Source organism: Psychrobacillus sp. OK028, from assembly GCF_900103605.1.
Classification (GTDB): domain Bacteria; phylum Bacillota; class Bacilli; order Bacillales_A; family Planococcaceae; genus Psychrobacillus.
Map to the genome: position 1 here is coordinate 329,596 of NZ_FNHY01000001.1, position 20,513 is coordinate 350,108.

Below are 20,513 nucleotides of genomic sequence, written 5' to 3' on the forward strand. Positions count from 1 at the left end.
ATATATTCCAACTACACTCCTCAAAATTCCAACTAAACTGTCATCAAGGAGAAAATTTTCCTATTTACCTGGAAAAGCATGAAGAGGTGGCGGTACTAACCAGCCTTTGCTTTTGTTTAAGCGTAGTATTTTAGCTCCAATTTGAGCTTTTGCCATATGGAATTGTCCATAAAGCATTGCAATATCTTCTCGGATGCATTGTCCCATTACTTGACTGCAGGCAACTAGACCGGCAGCTGAATCCAAAGCAAGGGCAGCACTAATTTCAGGATCATTAAATCGTGCGCCAACCGGAATATCTTCTAGACGAGCATCGGGACGAGCTGGAGGAGATGGAGGTAATCCAACAGCATTCACTTTGAGTATTTTCTCTATTTGTTTATTTTCCTCTTCCATAGCCTTAACACACTCTTCTATTAATGACTTTAAATCATCATCTCCTGTATGATTATAGAAAGTTTGATAAGCAGCAATTAGCCCGTTATTAACTGTTAGGTTTGTCCATATGGCAATTACTTCACCATAATGTAGCGGCTCTTCTTTAGGATTTCCACTTAAAATTCCCATTATTTCACTCCTACCATTTATTTTCACAGATTTTCTCCATGTAAATGGTAGTATGTGGAGCTTACGGAAAAGTATTCGCCCATGAAAAAAAGATCTACATGATATAGATCTCTTTCAACATTTTAAGATAATTGATTTAAAAAGAATAATGCAATAGCTCCTGGACCAACATGAGCTCCGATTGTAGAGCCGATGTGATGGATTTCTATGCTTTTTGGTTGGAATCTGTCTTCAATCATTTGTTTTAAATCTAATGCCGTTGCTTCATCGTCACTATGACTGATAGCAATAACTTGATCACTAAAATTTTCTCCGCGCTCATCCATAAGGTCAAGCATGCGCTTCAAAACTTTTTTCCGCCCACGAATTTTCTCTAAAGGAACTAGTTTTCCATCTTCTACGTGAAGTAGCGGTTTAATATTTAATAACCCACCTATAAACGCACTCGCTTTCGAAACTCGTCCTCCACGTGCTAAATAATCCAAATCTTCTACTGTGAATAAATGCTCCATATGCTCTGCATAAAAACGTACTTTTTCAATTAGTTGAGCGTTATCCATTCCTTCATCACGTAATTTAACTGCTTGTTTTAGAACTAACCCATAGCCAAGCGACGCACATTGTGAATCAATAATTGTTAGCTTTAAATCTGGATACGTTTCTAATAATTGCTTGCGCATCATCATGGCTGTACTATAGGTTCCAGAAAGAGCGGATGAAAAGGCAATATATAATCCTTCCTCACCTTTTTTTGCAAGATCCTCGAACAAACGTAAAAATAACTCGGGTGAAACTTGTGAGGTTTTTGGCTGCTTTCCTGCACGTATTGCGGTATAAACTTCAGAAGAATCAATACCAATAATGTCTTCATATTCATCCTCATCAATATGAACTCTTAGTGGCGCTAAAAGAACATTATTGTCTACAAAAAAAGCTTTTGGTAAATCAGTGGCGCTATCAGCGAATATTCTCATTTCCCATCCTCCTGTATCTCTACTATTTCTTTAAGTTTAATCTCTCTATTAAGAATTCTGCAATGCCATCTTCGTTATTTGTTAAAGTTACTTCATTGGCAATGTTCTGAAGTGGAGTTATAGCATTTCCCATTGCTACGCCAACTCCCGCATACTCAATCATTTCTAAATCATTATCTTCATCGCCAAAAGCAATAATACGTTCCTTTGGAATGTTTAAAAACTTGGAAACTTGAGATAATCCAACTGCCTTATTTAAACCATGGCGTACTATTTCAATGACATCCCATGGTGCACCCCATCGACGATGATCAATGACTTCTGCATGTACATCTCTTAGATGCTGACGAACCGAATCAACCGAATCTTCCTCAGCATGAATTAGTAAACTTGTTGGGTCCGTTTTCAAAAGTGATCTTAAATCACCAGTAGTTACTTGAGGGTTTCCTAATGAAAACGCAGAAAGAATTTTTTCATCATGATAGTGTAAATACACATCATCGAGAACTTCAGCAAGCATGTTTTTAATGGAATAGCTTTCTACAGCCTCCACTACTTCTTTCACAACTTTTAAATCAATTGGTGTATGTACAGTTTTCCAAGAAGAACTTCTAGGATGATGAACAAATGCACCATTGAAGTTAACAATCGGTGTGCTTAAACCAAGCTCTTTATAATACATTTCACTGGATCTATATGGTCTTCCAGTTGCGATCATCACTTCATGACCTTCATTTTTTGCCAGTTGCAGAATGTTTTTAGTTTTTGTTGAAATTACTTTTTCATCGGTCAATAATGTTCCATCTAAATCTAACACGATTAAATGCGGTTTCATAAAAAAAACTCCCTTCTATCTTACTTTAAAGTGTATCGTTTTCAATGAATAACGTCAAAATGAAAAAACTCAACCTCTTTGTACTCACAGAATTACTTTGGTAGAATAATAATAGAAGAAAGGCGGGGGTTAGATGAAAGTCACTACTGAGATTTGGGGAAGCATTCCGTTATTACATATTCATAATGAAGAAACAAAGAAGGATGCTCCAATTGTCATCTTTTTACACGGATTTGAAAGTGCGAAAGAGCATAACCTTCATTACGCATATCAGCTAGTACAACACGGATGTCGGGTCATTTTACCTGATGCACATCTACATGGTGAACGAGACGAAAAATTAGATGAAGTAGAAATAAGTTTGCGCTTCTGGGAAATTGTTTTAACTTCTATAGAAGAAGTTAATGCACTTAAACAAGAATTAGAAAAACGTAGCTATTTAACAGATCAAAAAATCGCGTTAGCCGGTACATCAATGGGAGGAATCGCTACTTTGGGCTGTTTAACGATCTATCCATGGATTGATGCGGCAGCCATTTTGATGGGAACTCCTGGTTATGTAGAACTTGCCAAGGCACAAATTGCTTCCGTAGAGCAAAAAGGATTCAAGGTGCCATTGAGTGCAGATGAGCGAACAAATATGTTCGACACACTATCTAATTTTGATGCATCTAGACATCCCGACAACCTAATCAAAACACCTTTGTTTTTCTGGCATGGAGAAAAAGATCTCGTTGTACCTTATGAACCAACTGCCAAATTTATCGCGTCTCTCAGAAAACAATATGATAAACAAAATATAGTCCTGATGAATGAAAAATCGGCAGGGCACGCTGTTTCAAGAAAAGGAATGTTGGCTTCCATGGAGTGGCTAGCAAACAGTTTGGCATAAACAGATGAGTTTGATATGATTGAGATATATAAATAGAGGAGGTTTTCAATATGAGTCAAGATACAGAACAAGATATGAAGGATAGTATGATGGCCGCTCTTGAGAACGTTATCGACCCTGAACTAGGTATTGATATTGTCAATTTAGGTTTAGTATATGATGTACAATTAGCAGATGATGATATTGCAAAAGTTACAATGACTTTAACATCAATCGGCTGCCCAATGGGTCCACAAATTGTCGACCAAGTAAAAACAGCCCTTGGCGAACTGCCAGAAGTAAAAGAAACAGATGTGAATATTGTTTTCAATCCACCGTGGTCAAAAGAAAATATGTCTCGCTACGCTAAAATAGCTTTGGGTGTAAGATAATAATTATATATAAGAACGAAAAAAGTCGAATCTCACATGATTCGACTTTTTTTATGGTAAGAAATGATAAGGATAAGGGATATATAAAAGAATAATCCTATGATTTCGGTTTCAGGAGGGTCACAAAGGCTAAGTGTGCCACATCGTGTGGCACACTTAGCCTTTGTGACCAACATCCTGTTGGCCTCCTCGTTCGCTTCGCTCCCTGTGGGTTCTCGACTTTCTCACTTTCTCCCGCTTGAGTCGCCATCTTACACTCCAATCAATTAATGAGTAATACTACACGAAGAGATTTCGATAAGCTTACAGCTAACAAAAAAGATTGAGCAAATATTATGGGCCAATTCAAATTACTAGTAATCTTTTTGAATTAGGATTGTATCCAATGATTGATGTTGAAAGCAGAATTAGGATAGAGAAGTAATGATTATTTATGTGAAATTGTATTTAACTTTCGTGGTTTTGTTGATTGAAGCGCAGGTCGGCGACTCCTGTGGGACAGCACGAGGGAGAGATTACAGGCTCGAGCCGTGCCCACGGAAAGGCTCCGACCGGAGCTACAATCAACAGCGTATCTAGGTTTTTGTTTTATTACACTCCACTCAATCTAGTCAATCCGACAAATATGCAGTGGGCAGTTATCACACTCCACTTCTGTCCGTAAAAAAGGTAAATCATAAATCGTGATCATCCCTTTATCTAGCGAAAGCACATTTTTTTTCTTTAGATCATTTAAAATTCGGTTAACGACCTCTCTACTTGTAGCGCAGAAGTTAGCCAACTCCTGATTGGTCATAGCATGATTAATGAGAATGCTACCATCCGTTTGCTTTACCCCGTACGTATTTGTTAGTCGTATCAATGTGGAAATTAACGCACCCTTTTTCCCGTGCAGCAACAAATCTCTAAAGCGAGTTTCATTCTTCAAATTGTGCGTTTGCATGATTTGTATCCATTCCATCATAAGAGAAGAACACTCTGATAAATATTTTTCAAGCGTGGCACGTGACAACACTAATAATTCAGTCGGCTCTATTGTATTAGCAGAAACGGAATGATAAATAGTATCGCAAAATATAGATGCTTCACCGATAAATGAGCCGTTTCCTGAAATTCTTAAAGTCAATATTTTACCGCTTTCCGTATCCTTGCTTATGCGAACGGTACCAGTTTTGATGAGATAGACATCTTCCGCACTTTGACCTTCTAAGAAGACGGAGCGATCCTTTTCTAGTTTTAAGTTTGCACCAAATTGCTCAAATAGTGCATATATGCCTTGTGAATTGGAACTTTGTTCAGTCATAATTATTACTTCCTTTCCGTTATTCACATTCGAAATCGTGATTGCACTTTCTTCTATAATAGCATATTTACTCAATCTGTTTAGTTAGAAGTAGATAGTCATATTTCTTTACAAAGTGAATAGCTAGGTCTTATAATTACATTAGTCAAAGAAGGTCAAACTACTTCAAAAGGAGATGTTTGTAAATGCAAATGAAACAACAGGATGAAAAAAGTCCTTTAGAAACGTACGGTCGAAATCTAGTTACTGCAGTAAAGGAAGGAAAAATGGATCCGGTTATAGGTCGAGATCAGGAAATTAGAGATGTTATTCGTATATTATCAAGAAAAACGAAGAATAATCCTGTCCTGATTGGAGAGCCTGGTGTAGGTAAAACTGCCATTGTAGAAGGCCTTGCTCAGCGTATTGTACGTAAGGACGTACCAGAAGGGTTAAAAGAAAAGGAAATTTTTGAACTTGATATGAGTTCCTTAATCGCTGGAGCAAAATATCGCGGAGAATTTGAGGAGCGTCTGCAAGCAGTTTTAAAGCAAGTGAAAGACAGTGAAGGTCAAATTATATTGTTCATCGATGAGATTCATACAATAGTTGGTGCAGGAAAATCGGACGGTGCAATGGACGCTGGAAATATGCTAAAACCAATGTTAGCACGTGGTGAACTGCATTGTATTGGTGCGACAACACTGGATGAGTATCGGATGTATATAGAAAAAGACCCTGCACTGGAAAGACGCTTCCAGCAAGTGATGGTAAGAGAGCCATCAATAGAAGATACTGTTTCTATATTACGTGGCCTAAAGGAACGCTTCGAGCTACATCATGGTGTGCGGATTCATGACCGAGCAATCGTTGCAGCAGCCGAGCTTTCTAATCGATACATTACAGAACGATTTTTGCCGGACAAAGCAATCGATTTAGTGGATGAGGCATGTGCAATGATTCGAACAGAAATTGATTCTATGCCACAAGAGCTTGATGAAGTTACGAGAAAAATGATGCAGCTTCAAATCGAAGAACAAGCATTAATGAAAGAAAAAGATGCTGCTAGTCAAAAAAGATTAGAGCAGCTAAGAGTAGACTTAAAGGAATTAGAAACATCTACAAGTGAAATGCGCACAAAATGGGAGCAAGAGAAGGAAGCCATTCAAGTAATTCAACAGAAGCGGGAAGAATTGGATCGCAATCGAAGAGAGTTAGAAGAAGCGGAAAATCAATACGATCTAAACAAGGCAGCTGAACTTCGTCACGGGAAAATTCCTACACTAGAAAAAGAGCTTCAACTGTATGAAAATGAAGTAAATGAAGAATCAGAAACTCGTCTTTTACGTGAAGAAGTAACTGCAGAAGAAATTGCGTCCATCGTATCCAGATGGACAGGGATTCCAGTTACGAAACTCGTTGAAGGAGAGAGAGAAAAGCTTTTACGCTTAAAAGAAACATTAGGAGAGCGTGTAGTTGGACAAGATCAAGCAGTCCAATTAGTGACAGAAGCTGTTTGGCGTGCAAGAGCAGGTATTAAGGATCCAAACAAACCAATCGGCTCTTTCTTATTTTTAGGACCTACCGGCGTAGGTAAAACGGAGCTAGCTAAATCATTAGCCGCAAATTTATTTGATTCGGAGGAGCATTTTATCCGAATTGATATGTCTGAGTATATGGAAAAGCATAGTGTTTCTCGTTTAGTCGGTGCACCCCCCGGATACATCGGGTATGAAGAAGGTGGTCAATTAACAGAAGCTGTTCGTAGAAATCCATATTCAGTTGTACTACTAGATGAAATAGAAAAAGCACATCCGGATGTTGCCAATATATTATTGCAATTGATGGATGATGGCCGAATTACAGATAGTCAAGGAAGAATCGTAAACTTTACAAATACGATTGTTATCCTTACTTCTAATATAGGATCTCAGTATTTAGCCAATACGACTGGAGAGGTTTCGGATCAAGAAGAGACACTAGTCATGAGTGCTTTACGTGAGCATTTCAAACCAGAATTATTGAATCGTTTAGATGACATCATTATGTTCCACTCATTGACTACACATCATTTTGTTAAAATTACAGAAAAATACGTAAAACAACTGCAAAAACGTTTACGTGAACAAGAAATTGAGTTACAAGTGGATGATGCAGTATTACATTGGATCGTTGAGGAAGGGACAGACGCTGCATTTGGTGCAAGACCATTAAAACGATACATCCAACGTTATTTAGAAACAGCAGTTGCCAAACTTTTAATCGGTGGCACTGTTTTACCAGGCAGCAAGATAGTTGCTAAAATGGAAGACAATGAACTAAAAGTTTTGAGTGAAAGTGAATCTAGTTCAATCTAAGTTCGTGAAAATTAAACCATAGATATGCCACACAACTAACGTGGAATATCTATGGTTTTTTTCATGCAAAGGCTTTCGTATACCTTTGATGTCTCTCGTATATGAGTGTTTCTCTCTTGGATAATCAGTAATCACTCTTGTATGAGGCAAGCACTCTCATATGGGTATGGATGTCTCTCGTATATGTGCGAAACTCTCTTGGACAGCCGGTAATTATTCGCGTATATTTCTCCACAAAATTCTCAGGAAACAAAAACAGCCTCCCAATGGAAGGCTGTTTTTTAGTGATGTGCTTTAGCTGCTGGTTCGTCAGGAATGATTGCTGCGATTACTAAAACCAAAATGGCAACAGGAATGGACATGATAATACCATTCATGAATACAAACTCAACGTTTTGAACGGAGCTAACAACATAATTTAACATAGAAACTAAAAGTACTGACCAGAAAAACGTCATAATATATTGCATGATATTCACCTCAACACTAATTTTACTATATGTATCATAACATAGCATACCATTTAACAAAAGAATATTTGGGAAAACAAACTCTGTTGTTGAAAAATGTACATATATTCGTTATTATTAACACCAGGTACTAATAATAGATTACAAGAAAAGAGGAACATTCATGAATGCAGGAATAATTGGTTTAGGGACATATGCACCTGAACATATTTTGACAAATGAAGACCTTGAAAAACGAATGGATACATCTGACGAATGGATTAGAACGATGACTGGTATAGAAGAACGTCGAATTGCTGGAGCAGAAGAGAATACATCTCATATGGCTGTGAAAGCTGCAAAAGAAGCAATTAAAGATGCAGGTATTAACGCCGATCAAATTGGTTTAATACTTGTGGCAACAGTAACTCCAGATCGTCCATTCCCAAGTGTTTCTACGATGTTACAAGAACAACTTGGTGCTAAAAATGCGGCTGCAATGGATTTATCTGCTGCATGTGCAGGATTTATATATGGACTAGTAACAGCAAAGCAATTTGTTGAGTCTGATACGTATTCTCACGTTCTTGTCGTGGGAGTTGAAAAATTATCTAAAATTACTGATTGGGAAGATAGAAACACAGCAGTGCTATTTGGTGATGGTGCTGGTGCTGTGGTGATAAGCAAAGTTTCTGAAGGACGGGGTATTTTATCTTTCGAACTTGGTGCTGACGGTAGTGGTGGTAAGCATTTATCACAAGAAGGTCCACATCTTCAAATGAACGGACGAGAAGTATTCAAATTTGCTGTAAGACAAATGGGTGAATCTGCCGTTAATGTAATAGAAAAAGCCGGATTAAACAAAGAAGAAATTGACATGCTAATTCCACACCAAGCGAATATTCGTATAATGGAATCCGCAAGAGAAAGACTAGGGTTACCACTTGAGAAGATGTCTAAAACAATTCATAAGTACGGTAATACATCTTCAGCTTCCATTCCATTATCTTTAAATGAAGAAGTTAAAAATGGTAAAGTAAAAGATGATGATACAATTGTTATGGTAGGTTTTGGTGGAGGTTTGACTTGGGGAGCAATTACTTTAAAATGGGGAAAATAAACGTACAATTTGGAAGGGTGAAAAATTCATGACAAAACGTCGAGTAGTAGTGACAGGTATAGGCGCTGTTACACCACTAGGAAATGATATAGAAACAACTTGGTCAGGTATTAAAGAAGGTAAATCTGGTGTGGGTATGCTAACTAGACTAGATGCTTCACAGTTTGCTGCTAAGGTTGCAGCAGAAGTAAAGGATTTTGATATTGAGAAGTACATTGAAAGAAAAGAAGCACGTAAAATGGATCGTTTCACCCATTATGCATTAGCTGCTTCAATTATGGCTGTAGAGGATGCAAATCTTACAATTACAGAAGAAGTGGGCCTTCGTACAGGAGTATGGATTGGTTCTGGTATAGGTGGAATGGAAACCTATGAGGCACAATTCCGTACCTTTTTAGAAAAAGGTGCACGCCGAGTAAGTCCATTTTTTGTTCCTATGATGATTCCCGATATGGCAGCAGGTCAAGTTTCAATTCATTTTGGTGCTAAAGCTATTAATTCCTGTTCGGTAACAGCATGTGCTTCTGGTACTAACTCAATTGGAGATGCGTTTAAGGTAATTGAACGTGGAGATGCTGACGTTATGATAACAGGTGGAGCAGAGTCTCCAATTACTAATATGTCCGTAGCAGGATTTGTATCGAATACTGCACTTACGCTAAATACGGAGCCTGAAAAAGCATCACGTCCATTTGATGCGAATCGTGATGGATTTGTAATAGGTGAAGGTGCAGGTATAATTATTTTAGAGGAATATGAACATGCAGTAGCTCGTGGTGCAAAAATTTATGCAGAAATTATTGGCTATGGTTCTACAGGTGATGCTCATCATATCACTGCTCCAGCTCCAGGTGGAGAAGGTGCTGCTCGTGCGATGAACCAAGCAATTGAAGATGCATCAATTTCACCAGACCAAGTCGATTATATTAATGCACATGGAACGAGCACGCCATATAATGATCATTTTGAAACAATGGCAGTGAAAACTGTTTTTGGTGAACATGCCTATAAATTAGCGATGAGCTCAACAAAGTCCATGACTGGCCACCTTCTAGGAGCAGCCGGTGGGGTGGAAGCAATCTTCACTGTATTAGCCTTAAAAGAAGGAATCTTACCTCCGACAATGAATTTGGAAACACCAGATCCACAATGTGATTTGGATTATGTTCCGAATGCTGCAAGAAAAGCGGATATCGAATTTGCTATGAGTAATTCATTAGGTTTCGGTGGACATAATGCAAGTATATTATTTAAAAAAGCATAAATTTATTTTTATAAACGTGAAATCGGTTATTTGATTTCACGTTTTTTTCTATACTTTGGGAAATGTATAGCCCTTAGAATATTTATAAAACCTTTAAATACTGACTGTTCTCTGTTGCTGCTGTGACACCTGGGGGAAACAGCGCAGGGGAGACAGTATAGGCTCGAGCTGGATGCCAGGAAAGTGTCAGCTGTAACGAAAAACAATTGTAGGCGAAACCTAGTAGAAAGTCTTGAAATTTTATCATTGTAAAATTTTTAAGATTTTTTTTGTTGAAATTTTTGAGACCTTCTCTTTTTAATTACTTATACAATGCTTTAAAGCGTTGAAACGCTAGTGTTTCAGAAGAATAAATGATATTTTATTGATAATATTTATAGAATATAATGAATAATTAGTATCCTGGAAAAATTTTTTTATTTAATAAAAAATACCAAAAAACCTTGTTATTCCTAGATTTGTTTTAGGTCTAATTTTTCTAAAAAGAGTCAATTGATCAAATAATGAAAAAATATTATTGCGATTGTAATCAAACTGTAATAGAATTTAACAATGAGCTAACAAAAAAACAGAAAATTGTAATATTTAGTGAGATAGTAATCTTTCAAATTAATAGTTTAGTAGCGATGACTGAAAGGAGCAATATGTTGAACAACTTAGATCAGCTTTTAACTATAAATGACTTACATACTGGTTTTCGCATAAAAGATACATATTACGATGCAGTAGATGGTGTATCCGTAAATTTAAAAAGAAATGAAATACTTGCAGTAGTTGGTGAATCTGGCTGTGGAAAATCGACCTTAGCAACTTCTATTATCGGATTATACGATCATAATAAGACAAGAGTTCAAGGAGAAATCCTATACAAAGGTCAAAACCTTGCATTACTGGAAGAGGAAAAGTTAAATGATGTTCGTGGTGAAGAGATCGGAATGATATTCCAAGATCCACTGTCTGCTCTGAATCCATTGATGAGAATTGGAGATCAGATTGAAGAAGGTCTTGTGTATCATACTAAAATGTCCAAACAAGAACGAAATAATCGAGTTTTGGAATTGTTAAAACAAGTTGGAATCCCAAATCCAGAGCGAATTGCTAGACAGTTTCCGCATCAGCTTTCGGGAGGGATGAGGCAGCGTGTCATTATTGCCATCGCTATTTCGTGTAAACCGAATATTATTATTGCCGATGAGCCAACAACAGCACTAGATGTAACAATTCAAGCCCAAATCCTTGATTTGTTAAAGGAGCTCCAAAAAGAAACAGGAGCAGGTATTATTCTTATCACACATGATTTAGGGGTAGTAGCTGAAACTGCAGACCGAGTCGCGGTTATGTATGCAGGTCAGATAATAGAAGAGGCGCCTGTGGAAGAACTATTTGCAAATCCTAGACATCCTTACACACGTTCTCTACTAAATTCTATTCCTCAAATGAATAGTGAAAACGATAAACTTCAAGTAATACAAGGAATGGTACCTTCATTAGTAAAACTACCTAGAGTAGGATGTAGATTCGCAGATCGTATTCCGTGGATTCCAGCAGAAGCGCATGAGGAAAATCCAACATTGCATGAAGTATCTCCAGGTCATCTAGTTAGATGTACTTGTTGGCAGCATTTTCATTTTGAAAATGAAGGAGGTATCTCCCTATGAGTTTCATGCAAATAAAGGACTTAAAAGTACATTATCCAATTCGTGGAGGATTCTTTAATACAGTTGTAGACAATGTGCACGCTGTGGATGGAATAAATCTTGAATTTGAAAAAGGGAAAGCTTACGGTCTAGTAGGTGAATCTGGTTGTGGAAAGTCTACAACAGGAAAATCTATTATTGGATTAGAAAAAATTACTTCAGGAAGTATTATTTATGAAGGAGAAAATGTTACGAACAAAGTCAGAGGTCGAAATTCTGCTTATAATCGTGACATTCAAATGATCTTTCAGGATGCTCATTCGAGTCTAAATCCTCGAAAGCGAGTGCAAGATATTATCGCAGAACCTATTCGCAACTTCTTAAAACTTTCTCCAGGCGAAGAAAGAAAAAGAATTAATGAATTACTAGCAATTGTGGGTATGAGCGAGGAAGCAAGATTGAAATATCCACATGAATTTTCAGGGGGGCAAAAGCAGCGTATCGGTATTGCTCGTGCGATTGCTAGTAACCCGAAACTTATTATTGCAGATGAACCAGTATCGGCACTCGATTTATCAGTGCAAGCACAGGTTTTAAACTTCCTAAAAGATATCCAAGATGAATTTGGATTAAGTTACTTGTTTATTTCCCATGATCTTGGGGTTGTAAAACATATGTGTGATAATATCTCGATTATGTATAAAGGACGCTTTGTAGAGTCCGGGAATCGGAAAGATATATATACGAACCCACAACATATATATACGAAGAGATTACTTTCAGCAATTCCAGAAGTAAATCCAACAGATCGTGAAGAGCGAAAGAAAGTTCGAAGAGCAGTAGAAGTAGATTATCTAACAAATCATCATAATTATTATGATGAAAATGGTAGAGTATATGATTTACAACCAATTTCCGATACACACAAAGTAGCAATGAATGCTCAGAACAAAGGGGGCATGTAATATGTGGAAAACGATTGTAAGACGTATACTCGTTATGATTCCGCAATTATTTGTACTTAGTCTTTTAATATTTATTATGGCAAAGTTCATGCCTGGTGACCCTTTTACAGGACTAATTACTCCAGAAACCGATCCTGCTCGAGTAGAAGAACTACGTATTAAGGCGGGTTTCTATGATCCCTGGTATGTGCAATACGTGAATTGGATTGGAAATGCTTTCCAAGGTGATTTCGGACGTAGCTATACGTTTAACGTACCGGTCTCGAATTTGATTGGAGACCGTGCACTCAATACATTATGGTTATCCTTACTAAGTGTCTTTTTATTATATTTAATCGCAATTCCTTTGGGAGTTCTTGCTGGGAGATTTCAAGATACATTCTTAGATAAATCCATTGTATTTTATAGCTTTATAGTTTTTGCAATACCAACATTTGTATTGGGACTTATCAATCTGTTCTTCTTCGGTTATGAACTAGGTTGGTTTCCTACAAGTGGGACGGTGGATATCAAATATGAGTCTGGAACTGCTGGTTTTGTCTGGAGTAAGTTCTATCATATTTTATTGCCAGCCATCACGTATGCCTTGCTTGCTACTACTGGGATTATTATGTATCTACGTTCGGAAATTATCGATTCCAAGTCGATGGATTATGTGCGAACTGCCAAAAGTAAGGGTATTCCTATCAACAAAGTATACTCTCGCCATATTTTCCGTAACTCACTGTTACCGATCGCAGCATTTTTAGGTTTCACTATTACTGGTCTCTTAGGTGGATCTATCTTTATTGAAACCATTTTTGGATATCCGGGTATGGGTAAATTATTCGTTGAGGCTATAAATGGGCGAGATTATAGTGTAATTACAGCACTTGTTATGCTTTATGGATTCTTAACATTATTAGGAAGTCTTTTATCCGATATCATCATGAGCATTGTTGACCCTCGAATTAGGATTGACTAACAAAAATAATGGATAAGGAGAGTCCGAATAATGAAAAATACTGAAGCTATTGAACAAACAGAGATAAAAGTAAGCTCTCCACCTACAGGATTTCAAGTTATTGCGCGAGAGTTTATGAAGGATAAATTAGCAATGTTTTCGCTTATATCTTTAATCATCGTAATTGGAGGTATATATTACTGGGCATCGCAAATCGACCAAACACAATTGATGCGAATAAGCTTACGGGATAAGTTAGCAGAACCTGGTGAGAAATTCTGGTTAGGAGCGGACAAAGGTGGGCGGGATATTCTTGGACAATTGATCGTAGGTGCACGAAACTCTTTGACAATTGCGATTTTAGTAACGCTCATCACGGGTTTTGTAGGTGTTGTTATTGGATTAATTTGCGGTTATTTTGGAGGATTAATTGACAATATCTTCATGCGTATTATAGATTTCTTCATAACTATTCCGTCATTGATGATTATTATTGTTTTTGTGACTATCATTCCAAAGTATTCTATTGTGGAATTCATACTTATTATGAGTTTGTTTTTATGGGTAGGTACAGCTAGGCTTATAAGAAGTAAGGCACTTTCCGAAAGTAGACGTGATTACATTAGTGCTTCGAAAACATTAGGCACAAGGAATATCGTAATTATTTTCAAAGAAATGATGCCGAATTTAAGTTCTATCTTAATTGTAGATATGACCTTAAACTTTGCAGGAAATGTTGGACTAGAAACTGGTCTATCGTTTTTAGGCTTTGGTCTACCACCATCAACACCAAGTTTAGGGACACTTGTAAGCTATGCAACCGATCCGTTTATTATGGAAAATGCGTGGTGGAACTGGTTACCAGCAGCAATACTGATCTTATTACTAATGCTAGCGATCAATTATGTTGGTCAGGCAATCCGAAGATCTGCTGATGCACGTCAACGACTTGGTTAAAACTGTTATTAGACGCAAGAGCGTTTGATATATAAAAAAAGATATAAAAGGGAGGAAAAAAGAATGAATAAGAAGCTTTTAGCTCTATTGGCTTTGCTGTTAACACTTATGCTAGTTCTTGCAGCGTGTAATTCAGATGATAAAACGGCAAAACCTGCTGATGAGCCAGACAAGACAGAAGAAGATGGTACAGGAGAAAAAGACGCAGAAGAGGGTACTGAGGAAGACGCAGATGAAACAGCTTCTGAAGACTTATTTCCTGTAGTACTTGACAATGAAGGAGAAGCTATTGACGGCGGAACTTTACAAGTAGCATTGGTAAATGATTCTCCATTCCAAGGTATTTTCTCTTATACACTGTATGAAGATGCTTATGATTCAGAAATTATGGCATTTGCAAGTAATGTACTTTTCAAAACTGATGGAGATTTCCTAATTACTGATGGTGGTATCGCAAATTTATCAGTTGATGATGCTAACAACAAAGCAACAATTAAGATTCAAGAAGGAGTTAAATGGTCTGATGGAGAGCCTCTAAAAATTGAGGATTTAATCCAACCTTACCTAATTATCGGACACCCAGACTATGCTGGAGTTCGTTATGATTCTGACTTCCAAAATATCGTTGGTGCTGTAGAATATCATGATGGAAAAGCTGATACAATTTCAGGACTTAAAAAAGTGGATGAAACTACTTTAGAGATTTCATTCAACAAAGTTTCACCAGCTATCTATTCAGGAGGAGATGGGCTTTGGTTCTACGCTGAGCCAAGTCATATCGTAAAAGATATTCCTGTTGCTGAGTTACTTGAAAATGATGCAGTACGTAAAAACCCAGTTACTCTAGGAGCATTCAAATTCGACAAAATCGTACCAGGTGAATCTGTTCAGTTTGTTCGCAACGAGAACTACTGGAAAGGTCAATCAAAACTTGATGGCGTAGTTATTAAAACAGTACCAAGTTCTTCAGCTGCTAAAGCTTTAGAAACAGGTGAGTATGATATGGCGCTTTCTTTCCCAACTAGCGCATATGAGAACGTAAAAGATCTTGAAAATATTACGCTTCTTGGTCGTCAAGAATTGTACTACTCTTATGTAGGATTCAAACTTGGAAAATATGACTATGATGCAAGTCTTACAGTTACAAATGAAGAAGAAGCAAAAATGGGTGACAAAGTATTACGTCAAGCAATGGGTTATGCTTTAGACATCGAACAAGTAAATGAAGTATACTACTTCAATTTACGTGAGCGTGCTAATTCTCTAATTCCACCAGTATTTAAATCATTCCACGATTCTTCTATTGAAGGATATAATTATGATCCAGAAAAAGCTGAGCAATTGTTAGATGAAGCTGGATATAAAGATACGGATGGCGATGGTCTACGTGAAGATCCAAACGGAGAAAAACTTTCAATTAAGCTAGCTGCAATGGCTGGTGACGAAACACAAGAACAAGTAATTTCTTACTACCTACAAAACTGGAATGAAGTTGGTTTAGATGTACAATTAGCTACAGGTCGTCTAATCGAATTCAACACATTCTATGATAAAGTTCAAGCGGATGATCCGGAAATCGATGTATTTATGGGTGCATGGGGAACAGGTACAAACCCATCTCCAGCAGGACTATACTCTAAGACAGCTGTTTATAACTTCAGCCGTTACACTTCTGAAGAGCTAGAGGGATTATTAACTGCAATCGATTCTCCAGAAGCAATTGATGGAGAGTTCCGTGCTAAAAAGTTCCGTGAATGGCAAGAATATATGCAAGACGTTTCTGCTGTAATTCCAATGCAGTTCCGTTATGAGTTATTCCCGGTTAATGACCGCGTGAAAAACTATGACTTCGGTTATGATACTGATTTCGATTATATCGATATCGAATTAGTAGCAGATACTCCAGTTAAATAATATTTTAAAAAAACCGCTCTTAAACGAAAGTTTAGGAGCGGTTTTTCATATGGTCTTATAAGGATGTGATACAAATAAGACTATTACTATTTTTGATAAGCTATGGAATAGCAGTAATTAGCTGCTCCCATTTAGTACTTTATCTGAATTTTTTATCGCTAGGATACTCATTTAGATCGGTACTCATGTATATGTTTGAGTCAACTGAGTTTGTACTTCTATGTGTATCCATAATATCAATTACCGTGGTTGTCTTCTCCCGAGGCCCATTGCGGCTTCCATCTTAGCCAGTGTATCGTTGGCAAGAGCCTGTGCCTTCACAGCTCCTAGATCTAAAATTTCATCTAGCTCAGAAGAATTTAGCAGTTGTTCATATCTTTGTTGAATAGGTGTAAGATGATCAATAATCACATTTGCAACTGATGCTTTGAAATCACCATATCCTTTTCCTTCATATTTTTGTACAAGTGTAGGAATGGCAACGTCGGTTAATGCGGATTCAATCGTTAATAAATTGGAGACACCGGGTTTATTTATAGGATCGAAAGCGACGATACCTTCAGAATCTGTCACAGAGCTCTTAATTTTCTTTTCAATTTCTTTTGGTGTATCCAATAGACGTATCGTAGCTTTTTTGTTTGGATCTGACTTACTCATTTTTTTTAATGGATCCTGCAGGGATTTAATACGAGCTCCATTTTTAGGTAACTGGATTTCTGGAATTGTTAATACGTTACCGTAGCGTTTGTTAAATCTTTCTGCCAAGTCTCTTGTTAGTTCTACATGCTGTGTTTGATCATCCCCAACAGGTACAATATCCGTTTGATATAGTAGAATATCTGCAGCCATCAATGGTGGGTAGGTTAATAATGCAGCAGAAACAGCATCTTTCCCAGTAGATTTGTCTTTGAATTGTGTCATTCTTTCTAATTCACCGATATAAGAAATACATTGCATAATCCATCCGGCTTGAGCATGGGCTGGAACTTCAGACTGTATAAATAGTGTAGATTTTTTTGGATCAATTCCAACAGCTATATATAAAGCCGCTAAGGAACGAATGTGCTCGCTCAATTCTTTCGGATCCTGTGCGACTGTAATGGCATGTTGGTCTACAATACAAAATACACAGTCAAAATCATTTTGTAATGCAGTGAATTGTCTGAAGGCACCGATGTAATTTCCAAGAGTGATAATCCCAGTTGGTTGTACGCCAGAAAAAATTTTTTTCATCTTGCTAAACCCCTTTTCTTTTTTAGAAAATAAAAAAACATCATGCATCCCTATAAAAGGGACGAATGATGTTAAATCCGTGGTACCACCCAGCTTGCTAAAATAATTAGCCACTCTTCTTCTTAACGTGAAGGGGACGGTGTAAGCTACTGAATTTTCACAAACACTGCTCAGAAGCCCATTCCACTTACAGTATGATCTGTTTACAGCGACCACAGACTCTCTTTACATACAACAGTAAATGTACTTTTCTTCTTCAAAGCTCAATTATTTAGTTTTGACTATTATATATAGAAGGAACCCAAAAATCAAGCAATCCTAGAAACTATAATAGAAGAACAATGCGATACACATACAAAACAAATCGGAAAGCCCTAATGCGATGATCGGTTTGTAAGGGAAGGAAAAAACTTCAGATGGTAATCGCATTGCTTGTGCCTCTTTTTTCATATGTCTTGGAGTGAACACCTTGCGTGTACTCTCCGTAAAAAAGTCAAAAAATCCTCCTGCTACAACATATGTCATCAAACCAATGAACGTAATAGTTCCTCCGACAAAAAAAGACATATTTATGTATGAAACAAGTTGAAAATTTTTATAAAAAATTAACATTAATACTAAAATAAAAACTTGGGAACTAAGAAAGTACATCAATCTTTTTTTCATTTTTCACCTCTATCAATTGTAAATTATAAAATATTATCTGAAAATATGCAAAAAAATAATTAACTCTATTTACAAAAATAAGAAATTTTCTTTCCAAACATTCACAATTGTTAGGACAATGTAATGATTTTGTTACACCATTGTAAAAATATTTAAAAAAAGCCTGTACAAGTTCCAAAGAAAATGTATAATAAATATTGTAATGAATTTTTCTGAATATTTAAGGAGGTTATTTTTTTGAAGAATAGCAAGCTTGTATGGCTTTTAAGCCTTATGTTAGTTGTTGCTTTGTTCCTTGCTGCTTGTGGTGGCGATGATAAAGGCGAAAAAACAACTACAGACACAGACGAAAAAGAAGGAACAACAACAGAAGAAGAAGAAGTAGCTGTAGACGAAGAACAAGTTCTTAACTTGATCATGACTGCAGAAATTCCAACTATGGACTCAGCTCTTGTAACTGATGCAGTTGGTTTTGATCTACTTAACAACGTAAACGAAGGTTTATATCGTTTGAGTCAAGAAAATATTGCTGTTCCAGCACTTTCTGACGGAGAACCAACAGTTTCTGAAGATGGATTAGTTTATACATTCACATTACGTGACTCAAACTGGTCAGATGGTACTCCAGTAACTGCAAATGACTTTGAGTATGCATGGAAACGTGCTATGAACCCAGATACTGCATCTGAATATGGTCCATACATGATGTCTGGCGTTATCAAAAACGCAACAGCGATTTCTGAAGGTGAAATGGAATACACTGAATTAGGTGTTAAAGCAGTTGATGAAAAAACTTTAGAAGTTACGCTTGAAAAACCAATTCCTTACTTCTTATCACTTATGTCATTTGGAACATTCTTACCACAAAAAGAAGAATTCGTTACAGCGCAAGGTGAAAACTATGCGAAAAATTCTGAATCACTTTTATACAATGGACCATTTACTTTAGCTAACTGGGACGGTACAGGATTATCTTGGCAACTGCTTAAAAATGAACAGTACTGGGATAAAGAAACTGTAAAACTTACTGAAATTAACTACGACGTAGTAAAAGAAACTGCAACTGCAGTTAACTTATATACAAACGGTGAAAAAGACCGCGCTGGACTTTCAGGTGAGTATGCAATGCAATACGCTGCTGACCCAGAACTAGCAAAAGAATCAGAAACATCCGTATTCTACTTTAAATACAATCAAGAACGAGGTGGAGAAAAAACTCCACTTGCTAACGTAAATATTCGTGAAGCAATTACTAAAGCGTTCAACAAAGAAGATTTAGCTTCTGTAGTATTAGCAAATGGTTCTGTAGCAGCATATTCATTCATTCCAAAAGATTTCGTTTTTGATGAAGATGGAAATGATTTCCGTGATGTTAACGGAGACATGGCTGTATTCAATGCAGATGAAGCGAAAACTGCATGGGAAAAAGGTTTAGCAGAATTAGGTGTTACTGAACTTAAATTAGAGATTCTTGGTGGAGACACTGAACTTTCTAAAAAAATGGACGAATACTTAAAATCTCAATTAGAAACTAACTTACCAGGTTTAACAATTACTCTTAAAGAAGTACCATTCAATGTTCGTTTAGATCTTGATACTAACCAAGATTATGACATTCAAGTTGCAGGATGGGGACCAGATTATCAAGATCCATTCACATTCTTAAGCCTATGGGAAACTGACGGCGGTAATAACCAAATGTCATACTCAAATCCTGAGTACGATCAATTATTACAAGATATTAATGGTTCTTTAGCTCAAGATATCCCAGCTCGTTGGGAAGCAATGGCGAAAGCTGAAAAAATTATCGTTGACCAAGACTTTGCAGTTGGACCAATTTACCAACGCGGTTTAATGTTCCTTCAAAAGCCTTACGTTAAAGGTATAGTTGCTCACCCATTCGGTGGAGATTATAGCTACAAGTGGGCATATGTTGAAGGTAAAGAAGCAAACTAACAAGTTTTAAAATCTCATAGTTAGAGAGTATATGGTTCCATATGGATCATGTACTCTCTTTTTAAATGAATCAGAATTCACGAAATATTTAATATTAATAATTTGATTTTGACAACTACTATGGTTATCTG

Annotated in this window: 18 protein-coding genes and 1 other annotated feature; of the genes, 11 read left to right on the forward strand and 7 right to left on the reverse strand. The window is 36.9% G+C overall.

Annotated elements, in window-relative coordinates:
- Positions 1–60 precede the first annotated feature (60 nt).
- The 3 genes from BLR36_RS01255 to BLR36_RS01265 form a co-directional block, all read right to left on the reverse strand.
- Complete coding sequence (locus BLR36_RS01255) at positions 61–567, reverse strand: DUF3231 family protein (protein WP_093059619.1); 507 nt, start codon at positions 565–567, stop codon at positions 61–63.
- Between the two features lie 122 nt (positions 568–689).
- Entirely contained in the window at positions 690–1,541 is an 852-nt protein-coding gene (locus BLR36_RS01260) for a DegV family protein (RefSeq protein ID WP_093059621.1), read from the reverse strand.
- A gap of 22 nt (positions 1,542–1,563) precedes the next feature.
- Positions 1,564–2,376: a Cof-type HAD-IIB family hydrolase gene (locus BLR36_RS01265; protein WP_093059623.1), complete on the reverse strand. Its 813-nt coding sequence runs from the start codon at positions 2,374–2,376 to the stop codon at positions 1,564–1,566.
- Positions 2,377–2,509: 133 nt separating this feature from the next.
- Between BLR36_RS01265 and BLR36_RS01270 the strand changes: the two genes are divergently transcribed.
- Both BLR36_RS01270 and BLR36_RS01275 read left to right on the forward strand, forming a co-directional pair.
- Positions 2,510–3,268 carry a serine aminopeptidase domain-containing protein gene (locus BLR36_RS01270; protein ID WP_093059625.1) on the forward strand — a complete coding sequence of 253 codons (759 nt, stop codon included), beginning with the start codon at positions 2,510–2,512 and terminating at the stop codon, positions 3,266–3,268.
- A 50-nt stretch (positions 3,269–3,318) separates the two neighbouring features.
- The gene (locus BLR36_RS01275) at positions 3,319–3,639 is read left to right on the forward strand and encodes a metal-sulfur cluster assembly factor (RefSeq protein ID WP_093059627.1); all 321 of its coding nucleotides are present in this window, start codon (positions 3,319–3,321) and stop codon (positions 3,637–3,639) included.
- 607 nt (positions 3,640–4,246) lie between these two features.
- On the opposite strand, the gene BLR36_RS01280 is transcribed toward BLR36_RS01275, so the two are convergent.
- Positions 4,247–4,942: a Crp/Fnr family transcriptional regulator gene (locus BLR36_RS01280; RefSeq protein WP_093059629.1), complete on the reverse strand. Its 696-nt coding sequence runs from the start codon at positions 4,940–4,942 to the stop codon at positions 4,247–4,249.
- Positions 4,943–5,127: 185 nt separating this feature from the next.
- Here BLR36_RS01280 and BLR36_RS01285 point away from each other — a divergent pair, with 185 nt between their 5' ends.
- A complete protein-coding gene (locus BLR36_RS01285) occupies positions 5,128–7,278 on the forward strand; it encodes an ATP-dependent Clp protease ATP-binding subunit (protein ID WP_093059631.1) in 2,151 nt (716 codons plus the stop codon).
- Positions 7,279–7,559: 281 nt separating this feature from the next.
- On the opposite strand, the gene BLR36_RS01290 is transcribed toward BLR36_RS01285, so the two are convergent.
- Entirely contained in the window at positions 7,560–7,748 is a 189-nt protein-coding gene (locus BLR36_RS01290; protein ID WP_093059633.1) for a YjzD family protein, read from the reverse strand.
- A 163-nt stretch (positions 7,749–7,911) separates the two neighbouring features.
- Here BLR36_RS01290 and BLR36_RS01295 point away from each other — a divergent pair, with 163 nt between their 5' ends.
- The 7 genes from BLR36_RS01295 to BLR36_RS01325 all read left to right on the forward strand — a co-directional run bounded on the left by BLR36_RS01295 (position 7,912) and on the right by BLR36_RS01325 (position 16,527).
- Positions 7,912–8,847: a beta-ketoacyl-ACP synthase III gene (locus BLR36_RS01295; protein WP_093059635.1), complete on the forward strand. Its 936-nt coding sequence runs from the start codon at positions 7,912–7,914 to the stop codon at positions 8,845–8,847.
- Between the two features lie 28 nt (positions 8,848–8,875).
- Positions 8,876–10,111: a beta-ketoacyl-ACP synthase II gene (gene fabF, locus BLR36_RS01300; RefSeq protein WP_093059637.1), complete on the forward strand. Its 1,236-nt coding sequence runs from the start codon at positions 8,876–8,878 to the stop codon at positions 10,109–10,111.
- Between the two features lie 647 nt (positions 10,112–10,758).
- Positions 10,759–11,769 (forward strand): ABC transporter ATP-binding protein, encoded by a 1,011-nt coding sequence (locus BLR36_RS01305; RefSeq protein WP_093060265.1) that lies wholly within the window; start codon positions 10,759–10,761, stop codon positions 11,767–11,769.
- Positions 11,766–12,713, forward strand: a complete 948-nt coding sequence (locus tag BLR36_RS01310; protein ID WP_093059639.1) for an ABC transporter ATP-binding protein — start codon at positions 11,766–11,768, stop codon at positions 12,711–12,713. The genes BLR36_RS01305 and BLR36_RS01310 overlap by 4 nt, the downstream gene beginning before the upstream one ends.
- 1 nt (position 12,714) lies before the next feature.
- On the forward strand, positions 12,715–13,677 hold the full coding sequence (opp4B, locus tag BLR36_RS01315) for an oligopeptide ABC transporter permease (RefSeq protein ID WP_093059641.1): 963 nt from the start codon (positions 12,715–12,717) through the stop codon (positions 13,675–13,677).
- Between the two features lie 30 nt (positions 13,678–13,707).
- Positions 13,708–14,613, forward strand: a complete 906-nt coding sequence (locus tag BLR36_RS01320; RefSeq protein ID WP_093059643.1) for an ABC transporter permease — start codon at positions 13,708–13,710, stop codon at positions 14,611–14,613.
- Positions 14,614–14,676: 63 nt separating this feature from the next.
- A complete protein-coding gene (locus BLR36_RS01325) occupies positions 14,677–16,527 on the forward strand; it encodes an oligopeptide ABC transporter substrate-binding protein (protein ID WP_093059644.1) in 1,851 nt (616 codons plus the stop codon).
- A 240-nt stretch (positions 16,528–16,767) separates the two neighbouring features.
- Here the strand turns inward: BLR36_RS01325 and trpS are convergent, their stop codons facing one another.
- Together trpS and BLR36_RS01335 are read right to left on the reverse strand one after the other, a co-directional pair.
- Positions 16,768–17,760 (reverse strand): tryptophan--tRNA ligase, encoded by a 993-nt coding sequence (trpS, locus tag BLR36_RS01330; RefSeq protein ID WP_093059646.1) that lies wholly within the window; start codon positions 17,758–17,760, stop codon positions 16,768–16,770.
- A 54-nt stretch (positions 17,761–17,814) separates the two neighbouring features.
- Positions 17,815–18,029: a binding site (T-box leader), on the reverse strand.
- A gap of 49 nt (positions 18,030–18,078) precedes the next feature.
- Entirely contained in the window at positions 18,079–18,426 is a 348-nt protein-coding gene (locus BLR36_RS01335) for a DUF3899 domain-containing protein (protein ID WP_093059648.1), read from the reverse strand.
- A gap of 237 nt (positions 18,427–18,663) precedes the next feature.
- On the opposite strand from BLR36_RS01335, the gene BLR36_RS01340 reads away from it, so the two are divergent.
- Positions 18,664–20,382, forward strand: a complete 1,719-nt coding sequence (locus BLR36_RS01340) for a peptide ABC transporter substrate-binding protein (protein ID WP_093059650.1) — start codon at positions 18,664–18,666, stop codon at positions 20,380–20,382.
- Positions 20,383–20,513 lie beyond the last annotated feature (131 nt).

What these genes read in the sequence shown, in the direction of transcription:
- BLR36_RS01265 (WP_093059623.1), bottom strand. Translation starts at nt 2,376, where the DNA reads ATGAAACCGCATTTAATCGTGTTAGATTTAGATGGAACATTATTGACC.
- BLR36_RS01320 (WP_093059643.1), top strand. Translation starts at nt 13,708, where the DNA reads ATGAAAAATACTGAAGCTATTGAACAAACAGAGATAAAAGTAAGCTCT.
- BLR36_RS01325 (WP_093059644.1), top strand. Translation starts at nt 14,677, where the DNA reads ATGAATAAGAAGCTTTTAGCTCTATTGGCTTTGCTGTTAACACTTATG.
- BLR36_RS01310 (WP_093059639.1), top strand. Translation starts at nt 11,766, where the DNA reads ATGAGTTTCATGCAAATAAAGGACTTAAAAGTACATTATCCAATTCGT.
- trpS (WP_093059646.1), bottom strand. Translation starts at nt 17,760, where the DNA reads ATGAAAAAAATTTTTTCTGGCGTACAACCAACTGGGATTATCACTCTT.
- opp4B (WP_093059641.1), top strand. Translation starts at nt 12,715, where the DNA reads ATGTGGAAAACGATTGTAAGACGTATACTCGTTATGATTCCGCAATTA.
- BLR36_RS01295 (WP_093059635.1), top strand. Translation starts at nt 7,912, where the DNA reads ATGAATGCAGGAATAATTGGTTTAGGGACATATGCACCTGAACATATT.
- BLR36_RS01290 (WP_093059633.1), bottom strand. Translation starts at nt 7,748, where the DNA reads ATGCAATATATTATGACGTTTTTCTGGTCAGTACTTTTAGTTTCTATG.
- BLR36_RS01275 (WP_093059627.1), top strand. Translation starts at nt 3,319, where the DNA reads ATGAGTCAAGATACAGAACAAGATATGAAGGATAGTATGATGGCCGCT.
- BLR36_RS01285 (WP_093059631.1), top strand. Translation starts at nt 5,128, where the DNA reads ATGCAAATGAAACAACAGGATGAAAAAAGTCCTTTAGAAACGTACGGT.
- BLR36_RS01280 (WP_093059629.1), bottom strand. Translation starts at nt 4,942, where the DNA reads ATGACTGAACAAAGTTCCAATTCACAAGGCATATATGCACTATTTGAG.
- BLR36_RS01260 (WP_093059621.1), bottom strand. Translation starts at nt 1,541, where the DNA reads ATGAGAATATTCGCTGATAGCGCCACTGATTTACCAAAAGCTTTTTTT.
- BLR36_RS01270 (WP_093059625.1), top strand. Translation starts at nt 2,510, where the DNA reads ATGAAAGTCACTACTGAGATTTGGGGAAGCATTCCGTTATTACATATT.
- BLR36_RS01335 (WP_093059648.1), bottom strand. Translation starts at nt 18,426, where the DNA reads ATGAAAAAAAGATTGATGTACTTTCTTAGTTCCCAAGTTTTTATTTTA.
- fabF (WP_093059637.1), top strand. Translation starts at nt 8,876, where the DNA reads ATGACAAAACGTCGAGTAGTAGTGACAGGTATAGGCGCTGTTACACCA.
- BLR36_RS01255 (WP_093059619.1), bottom strand. Translation starts at nt 567, where the DNA reads ATGGGAATTTTAAGTGGAAATCCTAAAGAAGAGCCGCTACATTATGGT.